Raw genomic sequence first — 23,290 nt, 5'->3', positions numbered from 1 at the left:
TGTGGGCGGGCTGCGGCCCTCGCGGCCCTCGCGCCGCTGGCGGGGCCGGCGGGGGAGTACTGGCGGGCGCGTGCGGGGCTGGCGTGGTCGTGAGGAACTGAGGGGTCGGGGGTGTGGGCGGGCTGCGGCCCTCGCGGCCCTCGCGCCGCTGGCGGGGCCGGCGGGGGAGTACTGGCGGGCGCGTGCGGGGCTGGCGTGGTCGTGAGGTCCCGAGCGGTCGGGGCCGACCGGCTCCCCCGATGTCCGCACCCGCTATGACGGCGTCAAAAAACAGCCCCTGACCAGGCATTCCGGGCACCGGCCAGATATGGCCGGTGCCCGTCCTGGTTCCCCGCGGCGCCCGGACAACACGATGGCCACAGGTCGCCGCACCCGACGCGGCGCCCCACCCGACCAGAGGGAGCTGACCCCACATGACCATGCGTGCCAGCCTCGCCCGCCGCCTCAAGGCCGTCCTCGCGACGACGGCGCTCGCGCTCACCGGCGCCGCCGTCGTGCCCACCGCCGCGCACGCCGACACCGCGCAGCCGCACCACTACTACATCGAGCTCGGCGGCACCGGGACGGCCCTGGCGGCACCCCGCTGCACGTACACCTTCGACCTCGCCAACCAGCACCTGCCGGCCGGCAGCACCGCGATCCCGGTCTGCTACCCGGCCAGCGGCGGCCCGTTCATCGGCGGCCAGAACCAGCAGCCGGCCCCGTTCGAGCCGAGCTTCGGCGACAGCGTCAACGCGGGCTACTGGAACGCCAAGGCGGCCCTGGAGAAGGCCTACAAGGCCGACCCCACCGCCCGCTTCACCATCGCCGGCTACTCGCAGGGCGCCTGGGTCGGCGACCTGCTGCTCCAGACCATCGCCAACAACGGCACCGCCGTGCCCCGCGAGCAGGTCGACGGCATGCTCTACGCCGACCCGATGCAGCCCGGCACCGGCTTCTGGCACCTCGTCCCGCAGGGCACCCTGATCCCGTTCGTGGCGTACTCCCCGGGCACCGGCCCGGAGAACTTCCCCGGCGGCATGCCGGTCCAGCGCTTCTGCATCAAGACCGACGGCGTCTGCGACGCGACGTCCCTGGACTCCTTCAGCGGCTTCCTCGCGCAGCACCCGCGCTACCCCGGGAGCATCATCGTCGACACCCTCGCCAACACCGGCGGCAACGGCACCAAGTGGTACCCGGCCGGCGCCTGACCGGATAACGGGGGCGGAGAGCCACGGGGGAACAACGGGGGAGACGGGGGAGCAACGGGGGAGTAACGGGGGAAAACCGGCGCCGCGGTCCGTGGGGGGACCGCGGCGCCACACCCGTCCCTCCTCCTTCCCCCCCCCCGCGGGCGGTGCGTCAGGACAGCTCCAGCCGCGCGTGCGTCGCATCGGCGAAGACCTCCAGCAGTACCCGGCCCACCGGATGCTCCTCCGACAGGAAGGCGCTGCGCCGGGCGCGCACGACCAGGACGTCGTGGGAGTCGAGGAGGTCGGAGAACCCGCGGTTCTCGATGATGTCCCAGAGCGCGTCCAGGCTGCGGCCCTGCCAGTGGTGCAGGGCCTCGTGGTTGACGGCGACGAGGGCCGTGCGGAAGTCCATCAGTGAGTCGACGTCGTGGTCCCGGACGTCGACCAGCAGCTCGCTCTTCTCCATGACGTCAGCGTAGGGGGCGCCGTGGGACGGGACGGTCGGGTAAATGATTGGTATGGCAATAGCAAAAACCGATCTATGCTGTCGTCGTTCACAAACTCTTCGCACGAATCAGGTTTCGCTGGATGAAGCTGCCCAAGGTGTCCGCCGTGCTCGCGGCCGCGGTGCTGGCCCCCGCCGTCCTCTTCCCGTCCTCGGCCGCGGCCGCGGACAGCCCGCAGCCGGCCGGCGTCTCCGGACCCGACACCGCCTCCGACAAGCCCGACATGACCGAGCAGGAGAAGCACGACCGCGCCGAGGTCCAGCGCATCCTCGCCGACAAGGAATCCGGCGTCGGCGTGCGCGAGGCCGCCGAGAAGGCCCTCAAGGGCGGCGCCGCCGAGCTGCGCCACTTCCTGGAGGTCGAGCTCGCAGAGCAGCGGGCCATCGACAACCAGGTGAGGGTCGCCCAGCTCATCAACAATGCCGGGCCCGTGCTCAAGCAGGCCGCCAAGAACGTGCTCCGCAACGGCACCCCCGAGGACGTCGTCAGGTTCCTCAAGGAGGGCCAGTTCACGGCCCGCGCCGAGGACGAGGACCGGGCCAAGGTGCAGGCCGTCCTCGACGACAAGGAGACCGGCGCCGGCGTGCGCGAGGCCGGGGAGAAGGCCCTCAAGGGCGACGCCGCCGCCGTGCGGCACTTCCTGGACGTCGAGCTCCCCGGGGCTCGGGTGCTGGACAACCGGGTGAAGGTCTACCAGATCCTCTCCGTCGCCACCGGCCGGGCCGTCAAGGACGCCGCCAAGGCCGTGCTCCGCAACGGCACCGACGCGGACATCGTCAAGTTCCTCAAGGAGGGCCAGTTCACGGCCCGCGCCGAGGACGACCGTGTCGAGACGCTGCGCATCATCGCTGACAAGAACAACGGCCGGCACGTGCAGGAGGGTGCGCAGAAGGCGCTCAACGGCACGGCTGCCGACGTGCGGCGCTTCCTTGAGGTCGAGCTGCCGCAGCTGCGCGCGAGCGACAACCGGATCAAGGTCTCGCAGATCGTCGAGACCGGCGGGCCGGCCGTGAAGAAGGCCGCGCTCCAGGCGCTCGACGGCAGCAACGACGACATCGCGAACTTCCTCAAGGAGGGCTGGGCCAAGGCCCGCGCCCAGGACGAGGCCGACGCCGCCGGCAAGCCCGCCCAGGACCGGACCCCGGACCAGAAGCCGGTCGCGCAGCCGGAGTCCGGCCAGGACCAGGGCGTCCAGCCCGCCGCCGTGACCGCGGCCACCGGCACCGCCACCACCGCCGGGGCCGCCTCCGTCCGCCCCGGCCAGCTCGCTGCCACCGGCGCGGACGGCTTCGGCTGGGAGGCCGGTGGCGCCGCCGCGGCCGTTGCCGCGGGTGCGGCGCTGGTCGCCGTCTCGCGCCGCCGCCGCTCCACCGAGAGCTGACGCACCCCGCACCCCCGCACCCCCGCACACCCGCGCCCCCGGCCGCCGCACCCCGGCGCCGGGGGCGAGGCGTTCCCGGACGGCGTCGAGTCAGATAAAAACTTGGTATTGAAAACCTTTGAGTTGATCTAAGCTGTCGCCGTTCACAAACTCTCCGCACGAATCAGGTTTCGCTGGATGAAGCTGCCCAAGGTCTCCGCCGTGATCGCGGCTGCCGTGCTGGCCCCCGCCGTTCTCTTCCCGTCCTCGGCCTCGGCCGCCGACAGCCCGCAGCCGGCCGGAGTCTCCGGACCCGACACCGCCTCCGACAAGCCGGACGACGCCGGGCACCAGGACGCGGGCGACCAGGAGAAGCGCGACCGCGCCGAGGTCCAGCGCATCCTCGCCGACAAGGAGTCCGGCTGGGGCGTGCGCGACGCGGCCGGGAAGGCCCTCAAGGGCGGCGCCGCCGAGCTGCGCCACTTCCTGGAGGTCGAGCTGGAGGAGCAGCGTCACAAGGACAACCTGGTGAAGGTCGTTCGGATCGCCGACGGCGCCGGGCCCGCGGTGCGGAAGGCCGCCGATCTCGCGCTCCGGGGCAACGACTACGGCGCCATCCTGAAGTTCCTCAAGGAGGGCCAGTTCACGGCCCGCGCCGAGGACGAGGACCGGGCCAAGGTGCAGGCCATCCTCGCCGACAAGGAGTGCGGCCGAGGCGTGCGCGAGGCCGGCGAGAAGGCCCTCAAGGGCGACGCCGCCGCCGTGCGTCACTTCCTGGAGGTCGAACTCCCCAGGCAGCGCGCGGACGACAACCGGGTGAAGGTCGCCCAGATCCTGTCGGCCGCCACCGGCCGCGGGGTCAAGGAGGCGGCGATCCAGGCGATGAACGGGACCGACGCCGACATCGTCACGTTCCTCACCAAGGGCTGGGCCACGGCCCAGGCCGAGGACGACCGCGTCGCGGTGCTGCGCCTCATGGCCGACAAGGACTGCGGCCGCGGTGTGCGCGAGGCCGGCAGCAAGGCGCTCGACGGCACGGCCGCCGACGTGCGGCGCTTCCTGGAGACCGGGTACGCCGAGGCCCGTCAGGACGACGACCGGGTCAAGCTCTCGCAGATCATGGACGTGGGCGGGCCGGCCGTGAAGGCGGCGGCCGGCAAGGCGCTGAGCGGCACCTACGCGGACGTCGTCAAGTTCCTGAAGGAGGGCCAGTTCACGGCCCGCGCCCAGGACGAGGCCGACGCCGCCCGCAAGCCGGCCCAGGACCGCACCCCGGACGCGCAGCCGGCCGCGAAGCCGGAGTCCGGCCAGGGCCAGGGCGTCCAGCCCGCCGCGGTGACCACGACCACCGGCACCGCAGGCACCGCAGGCACCACCGGTACGGCCACGGGCACCACCGGCACTGCCACGGCCGCGACCGCCGGAGCTGCCTCCGCCCGCCCGGGCCAGCTGGCCGCCACGGGTACGGACGGTCTCGGCTGGGAGGCCGGCGGCGCTGCCGCGGCCGTTGCCGCGGGTGCGGCGCTGGTCGCGGTCTCGCGCCGCCGCCGCTCCGCCGAGAGCTGACAGCGCCGAGAGCTGACACCGTCGGCAACACCAGGGCGGCGCGCCCCCGTTGGGGACGCGCCGCCCTTCGCCGTTGCGGTGCGCGGGTCAGTACTGGGTGCTGACCGTCACGCCGCTGAAGTCGGTGTTGGCGTAGAGGCTGATGTAGCGGTAGCCGGCCGTCGGGTTGGTGACGGTGAGGCTCTGGGCGGTGCCGGGGCCGGTGGAGGAGGCGGTGAAGGCGCTCGGGGAGGCCCAGGTGTCGGCGTTGTAGTAGAGCGAGGCGTTGCCGGTGCCGCCGGAGGTGGAGACCTTCAGCGTGCTGGTGCCGGCCGGCAGGTAGACGTAGAAGTAGTCGAGGCTGCCGGCGGTGCGGGCCTGGCCGGGCCGCGAGCAGTTCTGGCCGAGCGCGTCGGTGCGCGGGTCGGTGCAGGTCGGCAGGGTGGTGCCGGCGCCGGTGGTGACGGTGACGGAGGACGGGGTGCTGGCGCTCTTGCCGGCGCTGTCGGTGACGGTCAGGGCGACCGTGTAGGTGCCGGGGTTGGCGTAGGTGTGCACCGGGTTCTGCTGGTCGGAGGTGGTGCCGTCGCCGAAGGTCCAGTGCCAGGAGGCCAGCTTCGCCTGGGAGTTGGTCTCCACGGACTTGTCGTTCAGGGTGACGGTGGCGCCGTTGACGGACTGGCCGAACAGGGCGGTGGGGCCGTCGGCGTAGCAGGCGCCGGCGGCGCAGGCGTTCAGCCAGGCGTCGAAGTCGGCGTCGTAGGAGGTGCCGAGGCCGTTGTAGACCGCGTAGCCGCCCTGGTAGTCACCGGTGCGGAAGTGGCCGAGCATGCTGTACACGTCGGAGGGGTGCTTCTCCAGCATGTAGCGCACCGCCAGGTAGCCCCACGGGTAGGTGCGCACCGAGTCCGAGTTGTCGTAGGTGTTCTGGAAGACGGTGCTCAGCTTGTAGCGGTGCGCGGCGGCCTCGGTCATCGCCTGGGTGTCGGTGGTGCCGCGGTAGCTGTAGGACTCGTACTCGGCGACGCCCTCGATCCACCAGATGTCCGGGACGGAGATCTCGGTGCCGAAGTTGCCCTTCATGTCGTAGATGTTGTCGAGGTAGTGCGTGTACTCGTGGTTGAGGTTCCACACGTTGGCGGGGAAGCCGTCGTTCCACGACTTCTGGTACATGACCGACACCGGCTGGTTGTTGGGGTCGGTGACGTCCATGACGGTCTGGCCGCCGTTGTTGGTGGAGTTGTTGTAGATGGCCCAGGAGTAGGTGAGGTAGTCGGCCTGGTTCTTGAAGACGGCGAGGGTGATGGTCTTGCCGTACTGGTTCGGGACGGGGCCGTTGTCCTTGACCATGGTGTGGAAGAAGCCGTCCTCGCCGCGCAGGCTGGCGCAGACGGTGGCCAGGTCCTCGGCGGACAGGGCCTCGCCGCGGATGGTGCGGTTGTCGCACACCAGCGTATTGGGCAGGACGGCGGCGGTGAGCTTGCCGGGCAGGTCGCAGGTGCCGTAGGAGGAGCACTGCGCGCTGTCGTACTGGTTGGCGTTGTACGCGGTGTACACGTACAGCGGGCCGGTGCTGCCGGTGACCGGGGTGGTGTCGAGGACCTGCTTGACCAGGGGCCGGGTGAACGCGGCGACGGAGCCGCCGTCGCCGGCGGTGCGGGCGAGGTCGTTGCCGGCGTTGACGTCGAGGAACTGGTCGGCGGTGCCGAGCAGGTCCTTGTGGTTCTGCGCGAAGTTCGCGAGGGCCGTGATCACGCTCGGGTCGGCGGCGACCGCGCTGACGTAGTCGGGGTTCCAGTTGGCCCGCCACAGCGGCGCGAACAGGACGGCGTTGACGGCCTTCACCATCTTCGGGAAGGCGTTGTAGCCGTTGTCGTAGCCGTTCAGGACCTGCTTGTAGACGTTCAGGTAGCGGGCCTGGATGTTGGCGCTGTCGGTGAGGACCAGCACGTCGTAGAGCACGAGGCCGTTGGCGTCGGTGACGTCGTGCCAGCGCGCGCCGGCGAAGAACGCGTCGAGGCCGGCCTTGACGGCGGCGGTGAGCGTGGCGTCGTAGGGGCCGACGGCGGAGGCGTTGTTGGACTGGACGTAGAAGCCGGCCCGCAGGAACAGCACGAGCTGCAGGATGCCGGTGGAGTTGTCGCCGGTGTAGTGCGCGGCCTGGGCCTGGAAGGCGGCGGCGACGGTGAGCATCTGGGACTGCTTGAAGACGTTCCCGGCGTCGGTCCCGGTGACGTTGAACAGCGTGTTGACGCAGTCCGTGGTCGAGCCCTGGACGAAGGAGACCAGGTCGGCGCCACTGCGGGAGCCGAAGTCGGCAGGCGTGCAACCAGCCGCGTCCGCACCGGACTTGGCGGCGGCGAACGCGTGCTTCACGGGGGCGGGAGCCGGCTGCTTGGCACCCGTGGACGGGCCGCTCTGCACGGCCGTCCCGGCCGGCTGCAGGGCCTGCCCGAGCCGGTCGGCCGCCAGAGGGGCGGCCGTGCGTCCTATCGCCTCGGACGCCTGGGAGGCTATCTCGGCCCCGAACGGCGCGGGCGCGGCCGGCGCGGCGGCCTTCACGGGAGCCGCCGCGGGCGAGGCGAGGGCGGGGGTCGGCAGCATGAACGCGGAGCCGGCGAGGGCACCGGCCACCAGAAGGGGAAGGGATTGGCGCAGACGCACTGCGGTGTCCTTGTCCTGAGTGGGGGAGATGAGTAACGGAGCGTCAGCCACGAGGCGTGAGGGAGGGGGACCTTGACGACAATCTGTCACCGGATTCAGGGTCAGAACAATGTCACAGGTTATATGCCACCGCAAGGGTGTGACATGGCACTGCCTTGGGGGGTGGTCCTCGGGGGCGAGCGCCTTGGCGGGTTCGTGAGGCTTGGCAGTGTGGCGGACTCCGGGCCGCCGAGAGTCCTGGTGGCCCGCCAGGTGCGGAACCCGGCCGCTGGCGTTGCCGCCGTCAGACGGCCAGAGGCTCCAGCGGAAGTGAATCCGCTGGAGCCTCTGGGATGTGCGTGGTGGATCTATCGCATGGCTGTCTCTGCGTGCAGCGCCTCGGTGGGCTCGTCATCGCAGAGAAGGAGGACCTTGAATGGCACTCCCTTGCCGTCGGGCTTCCCGAGCGGGTCCGCCCACTCTCGCGCAGCACGCGAAAGAATCGAGAGCAGAATTTCACGCTCCTCGGCATTCCCGGCGAGCATGCTTTCGGTGTGGTCGACGATGATCAGGTAATGATCGGCCGGATGCCACGACAGGTCTCGCAGGCAGTCGGACAGTGCATCCCAATTCCAGCCGAAGTACGCCGGAAACGTCAGGGCGTAGGAAAACTGTTCGAAGGCGTCATGTGCCTCGACCAGCTTCCGGCCGTCCAGGCGGGCTGCGACGATCGAGCCCGACGGTGGCATCAATGCGGCGATCGAGAACTGCGAGTCGGCGCGAGCCGTCAGCAGCGAAGGTCCCTCCAGGGTCCACAGCTCAAGGTCTTTCACGATCCAGGCACCGCCACGATCCAGGTCTGATAGTGGGTCGCAGTATAGTAGATCGACCCGTCCGACCCGGTCACGATCCTCTCGCCGCCAGGCTTTGGATTAGCCCCCGCCTGAACCGTTCCCCACTCTCGGTATGTGATCGCTTTTCCGGTGCTGTCGTACTGCGGAAGCTGGTGGCCGCCATTCTTTCCTGAGTTTTCAAAACGGGCGGGAGTGGACGGTCCGGCAAATTGATTGCCGGCTCCCTGGGCTTCGACGCCGTACTGCTGGATATCCTTGATGACGGCCATTGACTCATCTGGGATGGCGGGCGGAATCCATCCGGAAAGCTTTGACGTGTCCCCGAGGATGTCTCCGCAGCCGGAATTGTGGACGAGAATCGGCGTGTTGCCGGCCAGCACGTAGTACGTGTGGACGAGAGCGACGGTGAGGTTGTACGCGGGCTGCAGCGTCGTCCAGTGCCGGGTACCGGTGATCACGGGGGCCCGGCCGTCGGCGGTGCGGACCGTGTCGCCGACAACCAGATCCACGGCGTCGCGCCAGTCGTGGGCGCTCTCCGACCAGTACGGGTGGTGGTCGGTGGAGGTGATGGCCGAAGCGGTGCCGTCGGGAGCGGCGATCGTGAGTTCGGTGAAGTCACGGTCGTCGGGGGTGTAGATGGTGTTCTCGACGCCCTGCGCGGTCGTGGCGCCGGTGGCGGGGTCGGTGGCCGTGACCGTGTCCCCGATGCGGATCTGCTCGATGGGACGGGTCGTGCCGTCGGCCATGAGCACGAGGGTGCCGGCCGGGAAGCTGTTGCGCTTCGTCAGACAGGCCGGCGCCTTGCGGCCGTTCTCCGAAACCTTGGCTTCGCCCTCGAGTTGCTGGACCAGCGTGCGGTCGACGTTCTGGTCCTGCCGCAGGGCCTGGAGCGCGGCTTCGGTTCCGACGCCGTCCTTCAGGGTGAGGCGGAACTTCGCGACCGCGTCCGCCGTCGACGTCAGCTTGTTGATGGCCGCCTGGCTGTAGCCGTTGAGCGTCGCCTGGACGGCGATCTTGGCGTCCTCGATCCCGACGCCCGTCTCCAGCGCGAAGCGGAACGCCACCACGGCCTTGGCGCCCTTGGCGAGGGTGCCGTACGGGATGAAGTTGGACGCCGCCCACGCGCACGAGCTGTTGAAGCCGAAATCGTGGTAGCACTTGACGAAGTCGTCGGTCAGCGCGTGCCACAGGATCTGGCCGCGGACCGCCTCCGGCGAGTAGTGCGCCTTGTAGTCGAAGTAGGTGATCTGGACGTTCTGGTCACGCTGGTCGTCGACCTTGGTGCTGCTGACGACGACGGTGTTCCAGACGCTGTACTTGCCGGTGCAGGCCGCGATCGACAGGCCCGGCTCCGGGCAGGTCTTCATCACGTAGTTGACCGTGCCGGTGACGTGGACGGTCACCGTGAGGTCACAGACGTCCTGGCCCTTGTCGTTCTGGTGCCAGACCTTGGGGTCGACGTTCTTCAGCAGGACGTCGCCGCGGCCCATGACGAAGTCACCGGCGGTGCAGTGACCCATGTTGTCCTTGACCGGGTCGGCCTTCATGTCGCTCTGCGGGTCGGCCACGACGTAGGAGACCCGGCCCTGGGCGTCGACCGTGGCGGTCTGGTCCTCCAGCGCGCCCTCGATGGTGTCGGTGCACTGCTTCGTGAAGTAGGCGTCCCGGGCGGCGTTGGCGGCCTGCTGCGCCTCGTCGCGGCTCTTGGCAGCCGCGGCGGCGGAGGCCTGGGCCTGGTCGGAGGCGGTCTTCGCGGCGGAGGCGTACTGCTGCGCCTGGTTGGCGTAGCTGGTGGCCGCCGCGGCCGAGAAGTCGGCGCTGCGGGCGGCCGCGTTGGCGTTGGCGGCGGAGGCCTGGGCCTGCTTGGCGGACTGGGCCGCCTGGGCGGCGGACGCCTGCGCGGCCTGGGCGGACTGCGCGGCCTGGGCCGCGAAGTTCTGGGCCTGCTGGGCGGACTGGCTCGCCTGGTTGGCGTAGCCGGCGGCCTCGTTGGCCGCGCCGCGCGCGGTGGCGTACGACTGGGCGGCCTGGGCCGCGTACTGGCGCGCCTGGGCGACCGAGCCGTCGATGGTGGCCAGGTAGGCCGCGACGGTGGCCACGTGGGAGGCGGTCATCGCGTCGCGCTGCTGGGCCTTGGCCAGGCCGCTCTGCAGGAACGGCACGAGCCGGTCGGCGGGGCCGGACAGGACGGCCTGCGCGGCCGCCTTGACCTCGGGGCCGCCACTGGCCAGGGCCTGCGTCACCTGGACGCGGTTGTCGTCGTCGCGGGCCTTGAACTGGCCGGTGGTCAGGAAGGCGCGGACGTCGTCGATCGTGCCGTCCAGGGCCTTGCCGGCCGCGGCCTTCACGCCCGGGCCACCCGTGGCCATGATCTGGGAGAGGGCGACGCGGTCGTCGTCGTCCTTGCCCGGATACTGGCCGGTGGCCAGGAACGCGCGCACCTGGTCGGCGGTGCCGACCGAGGCGGTCTCCGCGGCGAGGCGGCGCTCCAGCTTGCCCGGCGCCTGGGAGATCGCCATCACGCTGGTGCGGTCGTCGTAGTCGCGCGCGGTCGGCAGACCGCTGCCCAGGAACGTCTGGACGGCGCTGTCGTCGCCCTCCAGCGCGGTCTGGGCCGCGGCCTTGGTCCACGGACCGCCGGCGTCCAGCAGCCGGAAGGCGGCCTGACGGCCCTTCAGCACGGCGGTCTTCGCATCGACGCCGGACGCGGTCGCGTCCTTGACCAGCTGGTCGGTGTCGGCCGCGAACTGGGTGGCCTTGCCAGCCTCCCACGCCGCGGTCCTCGCCTTCAGGTCCGCGTCGCGCGAGGCCTCGTCGGCCGCTGCCATCTCGGCGGCCTGCTGGCCGGCGAGGCGCTCGGCGTCGGAGGCACGGGCGATGTCGGCGACCTTGTGGGCCTGGGCCGCGGAGTTCGCCGCGGAGTTGGCGTCCGCGTCGGCCGCGGTGGCGGCGGCCTGCGCGATGTTGGCTGCGGTGTTCGCGTCACCGGCGTGCTGGGCTGCCTGCTCGGCCGCGGTGGCCGCGGCTTCCGCGTGGGCGGCCGCGTCGTTGGCGGCCCGCTGCGCGTCGCCGGCCGCGGCGGCCGCCTGGTTGGCGATCGCGACGGTGGCGTTGGCGGCGCGGGTGGCCTCGGCGGCGGCGCTGCGGGCGCGGGCGGCCGCGTTGCGGGCGCGGGCGGCGTCCTCGGCGGACACGCCGGAGTAGTCGGCGGCCTCGGCGGCGGCCTGGGCGGCCGCGGCGGCGTTCGTGCCGGAGGAGGCGGCGGCCTGCGCGGCGGCGCCTGCCTGGGCGGCCGCGAAGCCGGCCCACTGGCTGGCCTCGCCCGCGGTGCGGGCCTGGACGGCGGCGTCGCGGGCGGTGACTGCGGCGTTGCGGGCCGCGTCGGCCTGCCCGGCGTCACCGGCGGCGCCGGCCGCGGCGGAGAGCGCCCTGGAGGCGGCGTTGCCCGCCTTCGTCGCGGCGGACGCGGCGTCGGCGGCGGCGTTGGCGGCCTGGCGGGACGCCTCGTTGGCGGCCCTCGCGGCCGCGGAGGCGGTCTTGGCCGCGGCGGCGGCGCGGGTGGCGGCGTCGGCGGCGCGGTTGGCCGCGTTCGACGCCTGCCCGGCCGAACCCTGGGCGGCCTTGGTCTCGTTGGCGGCGCGCTCGGAGGCCTCCTTGGCCAGGCGGGTGGCGTCCAGTGCCTTGCCCGCCGCGTCCTTGGCGGCCATCGCCTGCTGCCCGGCCTGGGCGGTGGCGTTCTTCGTCAGGTCGGCCAGCTGGGCGACCGTCAGGGTCTCCTGGTCGTGGGCGGCGGCGGTCTGGTAGCCGTACTGCAGGAACAGCTGGACGTCGTCCATCGAGCCGTCCAGCGCTGCGCCGGCGGCCTTCTTCACCTCCGGCCCGCCGGAGGCCATCAGCTGCGAGAGGTGGACGCGGTCGTCGTCGTCCTTGGCCTTGGACTGGCCTTCGTTGAGGAACTGGTTGACGTCCGTCATGGTGCCGTCGAGCGCCTTGGCGGCCGCGGCCTTCACACCGGGGCCGCCGGCGGCCATGATCTGCGACAGCCGGACCCGCTGGTCGTCCTCGTAGGCCTTCTGGGCGCCGGTGGCGAGGAACTTCTTCAGGTCGTCGGCCGAGCCCTTGAGCGCGGCCTGTCCGGCATCGCGCACGCCGGGGCCGGAGTTCGCGACCAGGTTCTCGATCTTGGTGCGCAGGTCCTGGTCGGTCGCTGCGGCCTGGCCGCTCGCCAGGAACGCCGTCAGGTCGTTGCCGCTGCCGGTCAGCGCGGTCTCGGCGGCGTGCCGCACGGCCGGTCCGCCGGCCTGCCAGGCGGCGACCGCCTTGACCCGGTCGGGGTTCGCCGCGGTCGCCGTCGGCGGCGCGTCGGCCGCGAGGGCGTGCGTCGAGAGCAGCCCGGTCAGCAGGCTGCCGGCCACGAACCCGGCTGCCAGCCGTGATCGGGCCCGTGATGTCAGTGACATCCGCATGGAAGTTCGCAATCCATCCTGGTCTGGGCACCGGAGTGCCGTGAAGAACCGCCGACGGGGGCGCCGGCGGTGCGGGGAAAAGTTCTTCGGGGTGCGCGCGGGGCGGCGGGAAGCGCCGTGGCACGTGCGCGGGGTGGCCCTGCGTCCGTCCGGCGGGCCAGGGGGCCGACGGGGCGGCCGCACCCGGGAGAGCCGGGGTGCGTGCCGCCCTGCGGCACGGCGTCGGAAGCGACGTCCGTGGGCTCCTGCTGCCGGCAGCCGGTGAGCAGGGTGGTGGAATCGCGCGCGTCGAAGCGTGCGGGGAGTCTTCCGGTGGGCCGCTGACGAGCGGTCACGTCCCGTGCTGGAAAGAGCAACCTGGAAAGAGCAACCTGGAAAGAGCAGCCAGGCATACCCGGCCAAGGGCGGGAGAAAGGGACGCGCAGGTGGGCGGATCCGTGGATCCGGCGGCCTCGGCAGCCGGGAATTCCGGTTCGGCCGAACGCAGTTCCCGGGTGGATCGCATCGGGCGCCCGGCCCCGCCGGGCGCCCGATGGGTGCGCGGGTGTCAGCCGGCCGGGGTGGCGGCGATGCCCTGGATGCCGCTGCTGGCGACGGCGTAGAAGGTGGTCCAGCTGTTGTCGGCCTTCTGGTCGGCGGTCCAGATGCGGTCGTCGGCGCCGATGGCGAACAGGCGGGCGGTGTCGCCGATGGTGGTGGCGGCCACCTGCTTGACGCCGGCGGCGTTGGGCACGGCGTTGAACGTGGTCCAGGTGCCGGCCGTGTAGTCGCCGGTGGTGGTCCAGATGCGGTCGTCGCCGCCGATGGCGAACAGGTGCACGGTGTTGCCGATGGTGGCGGCGGTGATGTTCTTGATGGCGCTGCTGGGGATGGCCTGGAAGGTGCTCCAGGTGCCGGCCGTGTAGTCGCCCGTGGTGGTCCAGATCTGGCCGTCGCCGCCGACGGCGAACAGGCGGACCTTGTCGCCCATCGCGACGGCGGTGATGTTCTTGATGGCGCTGCTGGGGATGGCCTGGAAGGTGCTCCAGGTGCCGGCCGTGTAGTCGCCGGTGGAGGTCCAGATCTGGCCGTCGCCGCCGATCGCGAACAGGCGGACCTTGTCGCCCATGGCGACGGCGGTGACCTGCTGGATGGCGCTGTTGCCCGGCACCATCTGGAACGCGCTCCAGGTGCCGTTCGCGCCGTCCTTGCTCGCGCTCCAGATGCGCTGGTCGCTGCCGATGGCGAACAGGCGCACGGTGGTACCCATGGTCACGGCGCTGACCTGGCGGATGCCGCTGTTCTGGGGGACGGCCTCGAAGGTGCCCCACACGTTCGTGGAGTAGGAGCCCTCGTCGGCCCATATCCGGTTGTCGCCGCCGATGGCGAACAGCCGGCTGCCCGGACGGGAGGCCTTCACCTGCTGGATCCAGGCGTTGAGGTCGTCGACGCGGGAGGAGGTGGCGCCGGTGCGGGTCTCGGTGGCGGGGGTGCCGAGGCAGCCGCCCTGCCAGGAGAGGGAGGCGACGGCGGCGATCTCGGGGGTGCCGTTGCGGTCGCGCAGCAGCGGCGCGCCCGTGTCGCCCTGGCAGACGGGGGCCTGGCCGGCGGCCGGGGCGGTGTCGATGCTGGTGGGGTTCACCGCGCCGGTGGTGTGGGCGCTGGTGTGGAGCTTGAGCGGCGCCCAGTCGGTGGTGGTGCGGCCGTAGCCGGGGATGCGCAGGCCGTCCCCGGCCGCCGGGGCGGTGCCGGTGACGGCGATGGGGGCGACGCCGTCCAGCGGGGAGGTCAGGCGGGCCATCACCAGGTCGCGCTCGGCGCGCGGGGCCAGCTCGGCGATGGCGATGGTGCGGCCGGCGATGGTGGCGGTGCTCGCGGTCGCGGGCGCGCCGGCGGCCGGGTGGTCGCCGAAGCAGGACCCGGCGGTCAGCACCCAGTAACGGTCCACCAGGGTGGCGGTGCAGGAACGGGCGTCGGCACGGCCGGGCTGCCCGGCCGTGACCGTGCCGACGGCCGGGAAGTCGGTGTTGGCCGGGGCGGCCGGTCCGTCGGTGGCGGTCAGTTCCAGCAGCGTGGTGGAGCCGCTGGTGCCGCCCTCGCCGACCGGGGTCCAGGCGTTCTTGTTGACGTCGATGCTGCTGACGGTGCCCGCGGTGTTCAACGTGGCCTTGATGGTGTGGTCGTCGCCCTTGATGTTGTAGACCTGCGGGATCTCCAGGGCGAGGTACCCGGTGGGGCCGGTGATCCTGAAGCAGACCTCGCTCGGGCTGGCGGCGCGGCTGAACAGCTGGACCAGGCCCGGGCCCGAGGCGCAGTCGGCGAGGACGATGTGGCCGTCGCCGGTCTTCAGGGTGATGTTCCGGTCGGCGAGGACCTTCGCCGCGTCGGGGTAGGAGAAGCCCTCCACCGCGCTCGGCGGGGCGGCATCGGCGGCCACGGCGGGCATCGGGGCGGCGACGACGGGGATCGCAAGGGCCGCGCCGAGGGGCCAGGCCAGTCTGCGAACGGTACGCACGGGCACTCCAGAAGAGAGATACGCCCAGGGGAAACCAGCACCCCCGAGCCGGCAAAGAAAGAATCAATCGGAAGCTATCGTCGCGGAATTGTGCACGTCAAAGCATGCGGGCACCCCCGGCGCACCCCTGACCCGGGGTCAAGCCCCGCACGGAAAAACGCGGTCGGGCCGTCCGCGGGCCCGGGTGTTCGAATGCGGACATTTCCGGATGAACGCGAGGGCGACGGCCCGCCGCAGGATTATCACGGTTCGGTGACGTTTCCTCCGCAAGTCGGCCCCCCCGGGCGCGGACCCGATGCGGACCCGATGCGGATCCGGTGCGTGAGCGGCGCACGCCCCCCGCGGGCACGCCCACACAGCACGGCGGCCGGCACCGTGCGGTGCCGGCCGCCGTGTTCCGGGGCTGGTGAACAGTCCTGTCGGCCGGGGCGGGGGAATGTCCCCGCCCCGGCGATGTCATTCGGACCGCGGGGCTCCGTCGAAGAAGGTGTCCCAGTTCGGCTCCGTGTGGCCCTGGACCACTTCGTCCTCGAACGGCGGGCGGTCGTGCCGTTGGCCGCTGATCTCCCCGCTCACCCAGTCGACGCATTCCGGGCGCTCACCGGTACCGGACCGGCAGTATTCCTCGACGGCCGCGCGGACCAGGGGCAGCGGAATCGCGCTCGCCCGGTCGTGGAACCTCGGGTGGTACGTCTCCGAGACGAGCCGGGAGTCCGTCCCGGACGGGTCCGGGTTGTCGGAGATCCACGCGTGGTCGTAGATCCCGCCCTTCCGGGGGGCCTGTCCGTCCGTGCACCAGGTGAGGGCGCCGAAGCCGCTCAGCTCGTTGACCGCGACGAAGAGGTAGGTGCTGGGAAACCTCTTCGGCGGCTCGGTGTAGCAGAACGAGGCCTGGCCGCCCGTGACGTACTTCCCGTCACGGACTTCCTTCACGCTGACGGAGTGGAAAGCCTCCGAGATCAGACGGTCGGTTTCCTCGGGGCCGGAAGGATATGCGTCTTCCCCGTCGAACGACATGTGAAGAATCATTACGGGCGCGGCCTCGTCCCTGAGAGCGTTATCTCGTCCAGCTTTCCTGCCGCCTTGTTCCACCAGCGGACCTTCAGGATCTGGTCAGTGTAGAGGATGTCGGGAACGGAGTATCCGCAGGAGAACGCGGGACCGCACAGCCCCTTCTCGTTGTTGATGACGACTTCCGCGTACTTGATGTCGTCCCGTGCCATGACCCACGCGAGTTTCGTCTCGACGTGGTCGGCGGTCGGGTAGATCAGCGTGCTGTCCGGGACCGGGGGAACGGTGGAACCCGGCCGCCGGAGCCAGTTGCTGATGTCCTGGACCATGGCCGCGGTCGCGGGATCGCCGTTGCTGCCGCTGACCACCGGGCCCTTCCACTCCACCAGGTTGTCGCCGTCGCGCAGGAGCACCTGCCCGGCGGTCGGGCCCTCGTCGCCCGGCCGCCGGCCGAGCTTCTGCAGGATCTGCCAGATCCGCGACGGGCACAGGCTGCTGTTGTGCACCAGCAGCGGGCGGTCGCCCGCGAGGACGAAGTAGGTGTGGAGGCCTTCGACCGTGAGGTTGTAGGCGGGCTCCAGGCCGGTCCAGTGGCGCACCGAGGCGACCTGGACGACGGCGCCGGTGTCCGTGCGCAGCGTGTCGCCGGGACGGATGTCGCCGGCGTCGGTCCAGGTGCCGGCCGACTCCACCCAGAACGGGTGGTGGTCGGTCGCGGTGACCGCGCCCTGGCCGCCGTCGGGGGCGCGGACCGTGAGCTCGGTGAAGTCGCGGTCGTCGGGGGTGTAGACGGTGGCGCTCACCGGGCGGGGCCCGCTGGTTCCCGTGGCGGGGTCCGCCGCGAGCACCACGTCACCGGCGTGCAGGGTCTCGATGGCCCGGGTGGTGCCGTCGCCCATGAGCACCTTGGTGCCGGCCGGGAAACTGTTGGTCGGGCACCCCGCGCGGGCGCCGTTGGCGATCGTGAGCTCGTCGCCCAGCTGGTCGACCAGGCCCCGCTCGATGTCCGAGTTGTTCTTCAGGGCCTGCAGCGCCGCGTCGGCACCGACGCCGTCCGCCAGGGTCTGGCGGAACTTGGCGACGATGTCGGCCGTGGAGGTCAGCTTGCTGATGGCGGCCTGGCTGTAGCCGTTGAGCGTCGCCTGGACGGCGAGCTTGGCGTCCTCGATCCCGACGCCGGTCTCCAGGGCGAAGCGGAACGCGACGATGGCCTTGGCGCCCTTGGCGAGGGTGCCGTAGGGGATGAAGTTGGACGCGGCCCACGCGCAGGACGCGTTGAGGCCGGGGTCGTGGTAGCACTTGACGAAGTCGTCGGTCAGCGCGTGGTACAGCAGGTTGCCCAGCTGCGCCTGCGGCGAGTAGTGCAGCTTGTAGTCGGTGTAGCTCAGCTGGACGGTCTCGTCGCGCTGGTCGCTGACCTGGGTGCTGCTGACGACGACGGTGTTCCAGACGCTGTACTTGCCGGCGCAGGCGACGATCGACAGGCCCGGTTCCGGGCAGGTCTTCATCACGTAGTTGACGGTGCCGGTGATCTTGACGTTGACCGTGACGTCACAGACCGTGTCGCCCTTGCCGTTGTCGTGCCAGACCTTGGGGTCGATGTTCTTGATGATGATGCCGCTGCGGCCCTCGGTGTAGTCACCGGCGGTGCAGTGGGACATGTCGTCCTTGACCGGGTCCGTCTTCATGTCGTCCTGGGGGACGGCCTCGACGTAGGAGACCCGGCCCTGGGCGTCGACCGTGGCGGTCTGGTCCTGCAGCACGCCGTCGACGGTGTCGGCGCACTGCTTGGTCCAGACGGCGGCCTGGGCGTCGGCGGCGGCCTTGGCGGCCTGGTCGGCGCTCTGCTTGGCCGCGGCGGCCGAGGCCTGGGCCTGGTCGGAGGCGGTCTTGGCGGCGGCCGCGAACTGCTGGGCCTGGGCGGCGTAGCTGGTGGCCGCCGACGCCGAGAAGCCGGCGCTGCGGGCCGCCGCGTTGGCGGAGGCCGCGGCGGCCTGGGCCTGCTGGGCGGACTGGGCCGCCTGCGCCGCGGAGGCCTGGGCGGCCTGTGCGGACTGGGCGGCCTGGGCGGCGAAGCCCTGGGCCTGCTGGGCGGACTGGCTCGCCTGGTTGGCGTAGCCGGCGGCCTCGTTGGCGGCGTTGCGGGCGGTGGCGTAGGACTGGGCGGCCTGGGCCGCGTACTGCCGTGCCCGGGCGACCGAGCCGTCGATGGTGGCGAGGTAGGACTGGATGGTCGCCACGTGGGCGGCGGTCATCGCGTCGCGCTGCTGGGCCTTGGCCAGGCCGCTCTGCAGGAACGGCACGAGCCGGTCGGCGGGTCCGGACAGGACGGCCTGGGCGGCGGCCTTGACCTCGGGGCCGCCGGTCGTGAGCAGTTGGGTGACCTGGACGCGGTTGTCGTCGTCGCGGGCCTTGAACTGGCCGGTGGCCAGGAAGGCGCGGACGTCGTCGATGGTGCCGTCCAGGGCCTTGCCGGCGGCGGCCTTCACGCCCGGGCCGCCGTTGGCCATGATCTGGGAGAGGGCGACGCGGTCGTCGTCGTCCTTGCCCGGGTACTGGCCGGTGGCCAGGAACGCGCGCACCTGGTCGGCGGTGCCGACGGACGCGGTCTCGGCGGCCAGGCGCTTCTCCAGCTTGCCGGGGGACACGGCGATCGCCATCACGCTGGTGCGGTCGTCGCGGTCGCGGGCGACGGACAGCGTGCTGCCCAGGAACGTCCGGACGGCGCTGTCGTCGCCCTCCAGCGCGCTCTGGGCGGCTTCCCTGGTCCACGGGCCCGCGGAGTCCAGCAGCCGGAAGGCGGCCTGACGGCCCTTGAGCACGGCGGTCCCGGCGTCGGTGCCGGCGGCGGTGGCGTCCTTGATGAGCTGGTCGGTGCCGGCGGCGAACTGCGTCGCCTTGCCGGACTCCCAGGCCGCGGTCCTGGCCTTCAGGTCCGCGTCGCGCGAGGCCTCGTCGGCGGCGGCCATCTCGGCGGCCTGCTGGGCGTCCAGGCGCTCCTGGTCGGAGGCGCGGGCGATGTCGGTGATCTTGTGGGCCTGGGCGGCGGACTGTGCGGCCGAGTCGGCGGAGCTGGTGGCCGCGGCGGCGGCGGTGCCCGCGATGGTGGCCCAGTTCGCCGACTCGCCGGCGTGCTGGGCGGCCTCCGTCGCTGCGGTCGCCGCGGCTTCGGCGTGGGCGGCGGCGTCGTTGGCGGCGCGCTGGGCGTCCGCCGCTGCCGCGGCGGCCTGGTTGGCGATCGCGACGGTGGCGTTGGCGGCGCGGGTGGCCTCGGCGGCGGCGCTGCGGGCGCGGGCGGCGGCCAGGCGGGCCTGGGCGGCGTCCGCGTCGGAGACGCCCGCGTAGGTGGCGGAGTCGGCGGCGGCCTGGGCGGCGGCCGCGGCGTCGGCACCGGAGGAGGCCGCGGCCTGCGCCGCGATACCCGCCTGGGTCGCCGCGAAGCCGGCCCACTGGCTGGCCTCGCCCGCGGTGCGGGCTTCCACGGCGGCCTTGCGGGCGGTCTCCGCAGCCTGGCCGGCGGCGTCGGCCTGGGTCTTGTCGCCCGCGGCGTTGGCCGCGGCGGACAGTGCCTGGGAGGCGGCGTTGCCGGCCTTGGTGGCCGCAGCGGCGGCGTTGGCGGCGGCGTTGGCGGCCTGGCGGGAGGCCTCGTTGGCGGCCCTCGCGGCCGCGGAGGCCGTCTTGGCGGCGGCGGCGGCCCGGGTGGCCGCGTCCGCGGCGCGTCCGGCGGCGTTCGACGCCTGCCCGGCCGAGCCCTGCGCCGCCTTGGTCTCGGCGGCGGCCCGCTCGGCCGACTCCTTGGCGAGCCTGGTGGCGTCGACGGCCTTGCCGGCCGCGTCCTTGGCGGTCATCGCCTGCTGGCCGGCCTGGTCGGCGGCGGTCTTCGTCAGGTCGGCCAACTGCCCGACGGACAGCGTCTCCTGGTCGTGCGCGGCCGCCGTCTGGTAGCCGTACTGCAGGAACTGCTGGACGTCGTCCATCGAGCCGTCCAGCGCGGCGCCGGCGGCCTTCTTCACCTCCGGCCCGCCCGAGGCCATCAGCTGCGAGAGGTGGACGCGGTCGTCGTCGTCCCTCGCCTTGAACTGGCCGGTGGTCAGGAACTGGTTGACGTCCGCCAGGGAGCCGTCCATGGCCTTGGACGCTGCGGCCTTCACCCCCGGCCCGCCGGTGGCGATCAGCTGGGAGACCTTCACCCGCTGGTCGTCCTCGTAGGCCTTCTGGGCGCCCTTGTCGAGGAACTTCCTCAGGTCGTCGGCCGAGCCCTTGAGCGCGGCCGTCCCGGCGTCACGCACCCCGGGGCCGGAGTCCGCGACCAGGTCCTCGATCCTGGCCCGCAGGTCCTGGTCGGCGGCCGTGGCCTGACCGCTCGCCAGGAACGCCTTCAGGTCGTCGGCCGAACCGGTCAGCGCGGTCTCCGCCGCGTGGCGCACGGCCGGCCCGCCGGCCTGCCAGGCGGCGACCGCCTTCACCCGGTCCGGATCCGCCGCGGTCGCCGTCGGCGGCGCGTCGGCCGCGAGGGCCGGGGTCGAGAGCAGCCCGGTCAGCAGGCTGCCGGCCACGAGCCCGGCCGCGAGGCGCGACCGGGCCCGTGAGGTCAGTGACAATCTCATCGAAATTCGCAATCCATCATGAATCGGGCACCGGGGTGCCGTGCGGGCCACCGGAATCCGCAATCCACACCGGTGGTCCTGGACATCGCTCCGTGACAAGCGGCGCGGCAGGGGAGCACGCACCGCACACCCGCCGCCGCGCGGAGCGGCCGGGACGGCAGGGGGTCGTGGTCATCGCGCACCGGGGCAGGCGCCCGCCGGGGCCGGTGCGCGGGAGGGGATCAGCCGGCGGGGGCGCCGTTGCCCGCGTCGCCGCCGGGCAGGGGCCCGGGCGGGGTCCGGGGGCCGTCCGGCGCGGATGCCCCCGGGGCCGCGCCCAGGGGCCGGGCAAGTCTTCGAACGCTACGCACGGGCACTCCGGAAATGAAGAAAGACGCGCCCGGGAGACACCAGCACCCCCGAGCTGGCAAAGAAAAACAAGCGGGACGCTATCGGCCGCCAATCCCGCACGTCAACGCACGAGACCGCCGCCGCAAGGCTTCTGACCTGCGGTCAAGCCCCGCACGGAAAAACACGGCCGGACCGTCCGGCCCCGGGGCGCCCGAATACGGACATTAAGGATGTATGAGAGAGCGCCGCACCCGCCGCCCGACCATCACGGTTCGGTGACGTTTCCTCCCCAACGTGACGGCGCACCCCCGCACCCCGGCATCCGTCGTGAGATGTACACCGGGTGCATCGCGCGGCCCAGCGCGCCCCCCGCAAGATCCTCCCGGTGACCCTCGAACACCCCCCACCCGGTGCCTAGCGTGGAAGACGACAACCCCGGACCGTCCCCCCTCCGCTAGGACCCGCCATGATCGAAGCCGTCGGCCTGACCAAGCGCTACGGCACACGCACAGCCGTCGAAGACCTGAGTTTCACCGTCCGACCCGGCATCGTCACCGGCTTCCTCGGCCCCAACGGCGCCGGCAAGTCCACCACCATGCGGATGCTGCTCGGCCTCGACACCCCCAGCGCCGGGCACGCCACCGTCAACGGCCGCCGCTACGCCGAGCACGGCGCACCGCTGCACGAGGTCGGCGCCATGCTGGAGGCCCGGGCCGTCCACACCGGACGCAGCGCCTTCAACCACCTCGCCGCCCTCGCCGCCACCCACGGCATCCCCCGGCGCCGGGTGGAGGAGGTCGTCGACCTGGTGGGCCTGCGCGAGGTCGCCCGCAAGCGCGCCGGCGGGTTCTCCCTCGGCATGGGCCAGCGCCTGGGCATCGCCTCCGCGCTGCTCGGCGACCCCGCCACGGTGATCCTCGACGAGCCGGTCAACGGCCTCGACCCCGAGGGCATCCGCTGGATCCGCAACCTCCTCAAGTCGCTCGCCGCCGAGGGCCGCACCGTCCTCGTCTCCTCCCACCTGATGAGCGAGATGGCCCTGACCGCCGAGCACCTCATCGTCATCGGCCGCGGCCGGCTGATCGCCGACACCTCGGTGGCCGAGTTCACCGCCCGCGCCGCCGGCAGCGCCGTCCTCGTGCGCACCCCTGACGCGGACCGGCTGCGCGAACTGCTCGCCGACCAGCCCGGCGTCCAGGTCGAGAAGGCCGCCGACGAGAACGAGGAGAGCGACCGCCTGGAAGTCACCGGCACCGACTGCGAGCGCATCGGCCGCCTGGCCGCCGCCCACTCCCTCGTGCTGTTCGAACTCACCCCCAAGCAGGCCTCCCTGGAGGAAGCCTTCATGGAGCTCACCAAGGACGCGGTGGAGTACCAGGCCGTCGTCACCCCCGCCCAGCCGGTCAAGGAGATGGCCGCATGACCACCACCGCCACCCCCGCCGTCCCCACCCCCGCCGCCGCCACCGCGACCCCGGCGTTCGCCCCCTCCTCCCGGCCCGCCCGCCCCGGCGTCACCCTCGCCCGGGCCGTCCACGCCGAGTGGATCAAGTTCCGCTCGCTGCGCTCCACCTACTGGACGCTCGGCATCACCGTCGCCCTCACCATCGGCTTCGGCGCCCTGCTGTGCTGGGGCACGGTCAGCCGCTGGGACCACCTGCCCGCCGACGAACGCATGCACTTCGGCGCCGCCGAGCACAGCCTCCTGGGCTACCACTTCGCCCAGCTGGCCATCGGCGTCCTCGGCGTGCTGATCATCACCGGCGAGTACTCCACCGGCATGATCCGCGCCTCGCTGTCCGCCGTCCCCAAGCGCCTGCCGGTGCTCTGGGCCAAGGCCGCCGTCTTCGGCGCCGTCGCCTGGGCCGTCTCCACCGTCGCCTGCCTGATCGCCTTCTTCGTCGGCCAGTCGATCCTCGCGAGCAAGCACCTCGACACCACCCTCGGCGCCCCCGGCGTCACCCGCGTCGTGTTCGGCATGGGCCTCTACCTCACCGCGGTCGGCCTGCTCGCCGTCGGCCTGGGCACCCTCATCCGCAACACCGCCGGCGGCATCGCCAGCGTCTTCGGCGTCCTCATGCTGCTCCCGCTGCTCACCGAGGCCCTGCCCAGCTCCTGGCGCGACACCATCTCCCCCTACCTGCCCGGCAACGCCGGCCAGGCCCTCGCCACCCTCCAGCAGGGCCCGCACGACCTCGCCCCCTGGACCGGCTTCGGCGTGATGTGCCTCTACGTCCTCGCCGCCCTGATCGGCGCCGCCGTCGTCCTCAAGCGACGCGACGCATGACAGCCACCCGCCCCGC

The 23,290-nt window shown here is 72.3% G+C and carries 12 protein-coding genes; 5 read left to right on the top strand and 7 right to left on the bottom strand.

Annotated elements, in window-relative coordinates; all coding sequences use genetic code 11:
* Positions 1 to 413 precede the first annotated feature (413 nt).
* Positions 414 to 1,190 (top strand): PE-PPE domain-containing protein, encoded by a 777-nt coding sequence (locus ACFXDE_RS24180; protein WP_380441304.1) that lies wholly within the window; start codon positions 414 to 416, stop codon positions 1,188 to 1,190.
* Between the two features lie 151 nt (positions 1,191 to 1,341).
* Here the strand turns inward: ACFXDE_RS24180 and ACFXDE_RS24175 are convergent, their stop codons facing one another.
* Entirely contained in the window at positions 1,342 to 1,638 is a 297-nt protein-coding gene (locus ACFXDE_RS24175; RefSeq protein ID WP_380441306.1) for a hypothetical protein, read from the bottom strand.
* Between the two features lie 122 nt (positions 1,639 to 1,760).
* On the opposite strand from ACFXDE_RS24175, the gene ACFXDE_RS24170 reads away from it, so the two are divergent.
* A complete protein-coding gene (locus ACFXDE_RS24170; RefSeq protein WP_380496853.1) occupies positions 1,761 to 3,059 on the top strand; it encodes an ALF repeat-containing protein in 1,299 nt (432 codons plus the stop codon).
* Between the two features lie 177 nt (positions 3,060 to 3,236).
* Positions 3,237 to 4,604 (top strand): ALF repeat-containing protein, encoded by a 1,368-nt coding sequence (locus tag ACFXDE_RS24165; protein ID WP_380496852.1) that lies wholly within the window; start codon positions 3,237 to 3,239, stop codon positions 4,602 to 4,604.
* 87 nt (positions 4,605 to 4,691) lie between these two features.
* Here ACFXDE_RS24165 and ACFXDE_RS24160 read toward each other — a convergent pair whose 3' ends face one another.
* The 6 genes from ACFXDE_RS24160 to ACFXDE_RS24135 form a co-directional block, all read right to left on the bottom strand.
* Positions 4,692 to 7,247 (bottom strand): collagenase, encoded by a 2,556-nt coding sequence (locus ACFXDE_RS24160; protein WP_380496851.1) that lies wholly within the window; start codon positions 7,245 to 7,247, stop codon positions 4,692 to 4,694.
* 347 nt (positions 7,248 to 7,594) lie between these two features.
* On the bottom strand, positions 7,595 to 8,059 hold the full coding sequence (locus ACFXDE_RS24155) for a barstar family protein (protein ID WP_380496850.1): 465 nt from the start codon (positions 8,057 to 8,059) through the stop codon (positions 7,595 to 7,597).
* A complete protein-coding gene (locus ACFXDE_RS24150; protein ID WP_380496849.1) occupies positions 8,056 to 12,546 on the bottom strand; it encodes a polymorphic toxin-type HINT domain-containing protein in 4,491 nt (1,496 codons plus the stop codon). The genes ACFXDE_RS24155 and ACFXDE_RS24150 overlap by 4 nt, the downstream gene beginning before the upstream one ends.
* A 547-nt stretch (positions 12,547 to 13,093) precedes the next feature.
* Positions 13,094 to 15,040: a trypsin-like serine protease gene (locus tag ACFXDE_RS24145; RefSeq protein ID WP_380496848.1), complete on the bottom strand. Its 1,947-nt coding sequence runs from the start codon at positions 15,038 to 15,040 to the stop codon at positions 13,094 to 13,096.
* A gap of 456 nt (positions 15,041 to 15,496) precedes the next feature.
* Complete coding sequence (locus ACFXDE_RS24140; protein ID WP_380449123.1) at positions 15,497 to 16,057, bottom strand: Imm1 family immunity protein; 561 nt, start codon at positions 16,055 to 16,057, stop codon at positions 15,497 to 15,499.
* 11 nt (positions 16,058 to 16,068) lie between these two features.
* Positions 16,069 to 20,658: a polymorphic toxin-type HINT domain-containing protein gene (locus ACFXDE_RS24135; RefSeq protein ID WP_380496847.1), complete on the bottom strand. Its 4,590-nt coding sequence runs from the start codon at positions 20,656 to 20,658 to the stop codon at positions 16,069 to 16,071.
* A 796-nt stretch (positions 20,659 to 21,454) separates the two neighbouring features.
* Here ACFXDE_RS24135 and ACFXDE_RS24130 point away from each other — a divergent pair.
* The gene (locus ACFXDE_RS24130; RefSeq protein ID WP_380496846.1) at positions 21,455 to 22,411 is read left to right on the top strand and encodes an ABC transporter ATP-binding protein; all 957 of its coding nucleotides are present in this window, start codon (positions 21,455 to 21,457) and stop codon (positions 22,409 to 22,411) included.
* A complete protein-coding gene (locus ACFXDE_RS24125) occupies positions 22,408 to 23,274 on the top strand; it encodes an ABC transporter permease subunit (RefSeq protein ID WP_380496845.1) in 867 nt (288 codons plus the stop codon). The genes ACFXDE_RS24130 and ACFXDE_RS24125 overlap by 4 nt, the downstream gene beginning before the upstream one ends.
* Positions 23,275 to 23,290 lie beyond the last annotated feature (16 nt).

Source organism: Kitasatospora sp. NPDC059408 (assembly GCF_042751525.1).
Lineage (GTDB): Bacteria > Actinomycetota > Actinomycetes > Streptomycetales > Streptomycetaceae > Kitasatospora.
Note: the sequence above shows the minus strand (reverse complement) of the source record. Positions and strands in the feature narration are given on the sequence as shown.

Bases quoted from the DNA above. Each gene is read 5' to 3' on its own strand.
- ACFXDE_RS24180 (WP_380441304.1), top strand. From the start codon at position 414: ATGACCATGCGTGCCAGCCTCGCCCGCCGCCTCAAGGCCGTCCTCGCG.
- ACFXDE_RS24175 (WP_380441306.1), bottom strand. From the start codon at position 1,638: ATGGAGAAGAGCGAGCTGCTGGTCGACGTCCGGGACCACGACGTCGAC.
- ACFXDE_RS24170 (WP_380496853.1), top strand. From the start codon at position 1,761: ATGAAGCTGCCCAAGGTGTCCGCCGTGCTCGCGGCCGCGGTGCTGGCC.
- ACFXDE_RS24165 (WP_380496852.1), top strand. From the start codon at position 3,237: ATGAAGCTGCCCAAGGTCTCCGCCGTGATCGCGGCTGCCGTGCTGGCC.
- ACFXDE_RS24150 (WP_380496849.1), bottom strand. From the start codon at position 12,546: ATGCGGATGTCACTGACATCACGGGCCCGATCACGGCTGGCAGCCGGG.
- ACFXDE_RS24140 (WP_380449123.1), bottom strand. From the start codon at position 16,057: ATGTCGTTCGACGGGGAAGACGCATATCCTTCCGGCCCCGAGGAAACC.
- ACFXDE_RS24135 (WP_380496847.1), bottom strand. From the start codon at position 20,658: ATGAGATTGTCACTGACCTCACGGGCCCGGTCGCGCCTCGCGGCCGGG.
- ACFXDE_RS24130 (WP_380496846.1), top strand. From the start codon at position 21,455: ATGATCGAAGCCGTCGGCCTGACCAAGCGCTACGGCACACGCACAGCC.
- ACFXDE_RS24125 (WP_380496845.1), top strand. From the start codon at position 22,408: ATGACCACCACCGCCACCCCCGCCGTCCCCACCCCCGCCGCCGCCACC.